This is a genomic window from Wolbachia endosymbiont of Mansonella perstans (assembly GCF_020278605.1).
Taxonomy (GTDB): Bacteria; Pseudomonadota; Alphaproteobacteria; order Rickettsiales; family Anaplasmataceae; genus Wolbachia.
Genome location: NZ_JACZHU010000087.1, coordinates 1 through 4,080 on the forward strand (window position 1 = coordinate 1; position 4,080 = coordinate 4,080).

The following is a 4,080-nucleotide window of genomic DNA, read 5'->3' on the forward strand; positions in this document are numbered from 1 at the left end:
TTTTTATAGTCTTACCAATTTCTGAAAAACATGGAGAAGCGTTGGAAAACAAAAGACAAGAAAACAGAAATAAAATTGTTCTGCTTACTGTACCGTATGTGCTAAGTGGTCTAACTGTGGTTGGGGCATTGGTAAAATTTGGCTTTGCCAATATTCAAAGCTGGAGACAATGGGCTTTCATTGCAGCAGTGGGTTCATCGCTATTGCTGGTGCATGCGTAATATTAAGAAAAATTAGGAAATAATGAATAGATAACGCACGTAATACCATTAAAAGATTCGATGATATAGATATTCCACTCCCATGCAGAAAAGGTAGCGTTGCGTCAGTAATGGAAAATAAATTTGAAAGTAAGGAGAGGAACGATTTTCAATTACAAGCACTTAGGTTGTTTAAAAGGGTTTTAACTGGTTTTAAAAATGATGTTTATAGCATATTAGATAAACACCTAATAGAAGTTAACACATCATTTAAAGAGTGTCTTTTAAATCCTTCAAATGCCAATATTGATAAAGTACTTACCACTATCAGAGATGATATTAAAACTCTACTATATAATTTAGAAGAAAGTGTAACAAAAGATATAAATGAAGTAAAAAACATATCTGGCAAAACAATAACTGACTTTTTTACAGGTATAAGAGGTGAGTTAACCAATAAACTTAATCAGCTGGAACCTGGAATGATAGGGAGATTGTTTTTTACATTTTCAACTCTTGTACATAATCGATCGCCTATTGAGGTTTCCGGTAGTTACTCTGAAAGAGTTAGTGAAGAAGTTTTTTGCAACGCGCAAGACTGGGAAACACAAATTGAAAATTTAAGAGAAAACCTAAAAAAAGAATTAACACAAGAATTGCAAAAGTACTTAGAAGAGCTAAGAAGTAAACGAACCCAATTAACAAATGAACCTAACAGTAGTTCAGAGTCCGATCTTGGTAAACAACAAGATAAAGAGAAAAAAGCACGTGAGAAAAATGAATTGTTAAAATTACAACAAATAACGAGAGAGCTTGAAAAGAAAAATACAAAATTGGAAAAAAAACTCTCTGAACAAGAAGAAACAGATGAACGGCAAGAAAAATTAGCGGCAGCCCAAGTGAATTTTTATACTGCATATTAGAATCCTTTAAGCTGGGAGAAAAAGATAATAAAGAAAAAAAGGTTGAGGCGAAGTTGCAGAATCTTGACAACAAGATAATAATCCACTGGAAAGACGGTTCCCAGACAATTTGCAATATTAAAAAACAGGGTAATCTTCCTAGTACAAACATTGATTTTGTAAACAAAAATATTCAGGCAGCATGGGAAATGGTGCGGGGGTAAGCCACTATAGATCATTCAACAGTGACCTTAAATATCAAAAGTGGTGAGGAAAAATTAAGGCTAGATACCTATATCGCTGAAAAGTGCAATATATCACGCAGCAAAGTCCAGAGATTGATACAAGATGAGCAAGTGAAATTACTCGGCACGCCTATAACTAATAACGATCACTTGGTAAAACTAGGTGAGGAGTATGTGGTACTTCTTACTTCCAATAGCGAATCTACATTAATTAATCCTAATCACGACATAAAACTTGATATTATTTATGAAGATGAGGACATTATGGTTCTCAATAAACAAAGTGGATTAACAGTGCATCCAGGAGCCTGGACAAACAATGATACACTCTTGAACGCAGTTATTGCTCACCTTGGTAAAATTCCATATACCCACGTAAGACCAGGAATTGTTCATAGACTCGATAAAGATACTAGTGGGCTGATGGTAATTGCAAAAAATGAAGAAGCCCATAGTTTTTTGTCTGAATTACTGTCAAATCGCAAGATAAAACGGGAATATTTAGCAGTAGTTTGGGGAATATTACCTTCTAATCAGGGAACGATAAAAACTAATATTGCTCCAAAACGTAGCAATAAAGAAATGATGTGTGTAGCGAAAATCACAGGAAAACTGGCAATTACCCATTATTCGGTGCAGAAAGTTGTAGGACAAGTAAGCTTAGTCAAGTGCGTTTTAGAAACGGGCAGAACACATCAAATTCGAGTACATATGAGTCACATGGGACATTCTATTGTTGGTGACCAAGTCTACGGAAAAAATAGTAGTAAAAGTGCAAAATACGCTAAAAGTTCCGACTTTATCTGTAACTTCAATAGACAAGCATTACATGCCTATAAGCTAGGGTTATATCACCCAAAGAGCAAGAAATATATGGACTTTTGCTCTGATTTACCACAAGACATGAGAACTTTAATTGATGAGTTTGAAGAAATAACAAATTATAGAAACAAAAAAACTACTTGACAACTTTTTCCGTCATCCTCATTATAGTAATGAGGCTATTTGTTTAACTTTCTAATCTTGTACAGTAAAATGATAAGGAGGCTTGTATTTGCTGTACTATTGTTTAATTTTTTGCACTAAGAGAAATAACTAACTACTTCGGGGTTTTATTGTCTTTTTTTTCTGTCTGGCAAATTTCTTAAATATTATAATTTAGGTTAGTTGCGTTTAAAAATAGCTAAATTGCAGCGTTTAAGATATAAAAACGCCAATACTCAAAATAAATAATGACTAGTTTTTTTTGCCTTTTTCTCTACTTAATAAATTCTCAACATTTAGGCTAAAGTTAGTCACAGTTTAAGAGTAGCTAATACCAACCCTTGTAGGTTAAGCTATATTGGAAATTACTGGCAGTGAATCTTATTTGAGTGGTAAGACGTTGCTTCTTGAAGTTGTTTAATTTCAACTTGAGTAAGACCAGTGGGTTCAGCTATCAAGTTGATAGATGCACCAGCTTTAAGTAGGTTTTTGCCACTTCGATTTTTCCTTTCTTAATACCGACTTTAACACCTTCATCAAATTTTTGGTTAAAACAGGATAAATTATCATCTTCACGTTTCTTATCTTGATCATACGTAAAACGCTCTTCTTCACTCCAATTGTATTGGTTCGACTCATCATAAGCCCTGCCGATAATCTTATCACTTCCTACTATTTTTCTCAGATCCTATTCACTAGTTTCACTTGCATATTAAAAAAAATAGCACCATTTTTCAACTACACTTCTAATTGATCCTCTTTTGTTTTTGGGAATTCCGGTAGTTCCATAAAAGCAAAGTTAAAATCCTCTAGATCATGTTCGAAGGTTCTCTTATCGAGAGTAGCGTGATCAGATTTTCACTCTGGTTTATCAGGAAATAGAACAAAATCAGTGATGGCAATAAAGATAACTCCTTTGAGATCTTGATATCGGGCACCTATGTTAGCTTGGCTTGAATAAGCTTTAGCAGCATAGTATTGGGCGTGTTTTTCGAAGCTAGTGGTTCTAGCAACCTGCATCTCGCAAACAAATTGCGCACCTGTAGAATCTCTACGGAGTACATCGACAATACTCTCTTTTTTAGCAGCAATCTCTGGGTCTTGAATAGGACTTGAGAGGTTACATCTTTTACTTCAGCTTTCACCAGTGCAGCCTAAAATATCGTTGAGAAAATGAATTAAAATGTCTTTGTTCTTCTCGGTACCAAAGATACACCTAAAGGCATAGTTATTTTTTTTGGATTAGAAACTTTGACAAAACCATGAGAAATTCACTTAAAAAGTATTAATAATTATACACTATTTTTTGCAGATATTCAATCCTTTTGTGTCTGACTTTTTAAGTCTCGGATGTGTTGATCAAAAAAATGACCTATGCAGACGGCCTTAGAATAGCACTTGATACTTTTTAGACGCCCTTTTATATTCTTTTTATAAAGCGCCTTAAAACCCCGGACCATGAGCTTAGCAGCTGTAATAGATATCAAAGATACCTATTTTTGGTGTGGGAAGCTAATCTCTTAACAAAAGTACGAGCGCGAAAACTCAATTACGGTTATCTACCACCGTGAGAACAGGTTTATTAACCCCCTACATTCTACATTACAAAGATCTTGAAACTCAATATCAACATATTTTAGTGGCAAATTTACGTCAAAGCTATATCCTGTGTTTGGCAACTTTGTTCATTATCCTGGGTTGGCTATCCAAAGCTTGTGATGCTTAGCAATATTGTCGGGTTGTGTAATA

Annotated in this window: 3 protein-coding genes and 1 pseudogene; 3 read left to right on the forward strand and 1 reads right to left on the reverse strand. The window is 34.4% G+C overall.

Translation table 11 applies throughout. The features are described 5' to 3' along the window. From IHO13_RS04655 to IHO13_RS04665, 3 genes are all read left to right on the forward strand, one after another. On the forward strand, positions 1 to 221 hold a 221-nt coding region (locus tag IHO13_RS04655), incomplete at its 5' end, for a hypothetical protein (protein WP_225538496.1). Positions 222 to 331: 110 nt separating this feature from the next. Further along, on the forward strand, positions 332 to 1,123 hold the full coding sequence (locus IHO13_RS04660; protein WP_225538497.1) for a hypothetical protein: 792 nt from the start codon (positions 332 to 334) through the stop codon (positions 1,121 to 1,123). A gap of 224 nt (positions 1,124 to 1,347) precedes the next feature. Beyond that, complete coding sequence (locus IHO13_RS04665; RefSeq protein ID WP_225538498.1) at positions 1,348 to 2,313, forward strand: RluA family pseudouridine synthase; 966 nt, start codon at positions 1,348 to 1,350, stop codon at positions 2,311 to 2,313. 383 nt (positions 2,314 to 2,696) lie between these two features. Here IHO13_RS04665 and IHO13_RS04670 read toward each other — a convergent pair. Then, positions 2,697 to 3,595 (reverse strand): annotated as a pseudogene (locus IHO13_RS04670) (Rpn family recombination-promoting nuclease/putative transposase). Positions 3,596 to 4,080 lie beyond the last annotated feature (485 nt).

Coding starts and splice junctions, on each gene's coding strand:
- IHO13_RS04660 (WP_225538497.1), top strand. CDS start 332: ATGGAAAATAAATTTGAAAGTAAGGAGAGGAACGATTTTCAATTACAA.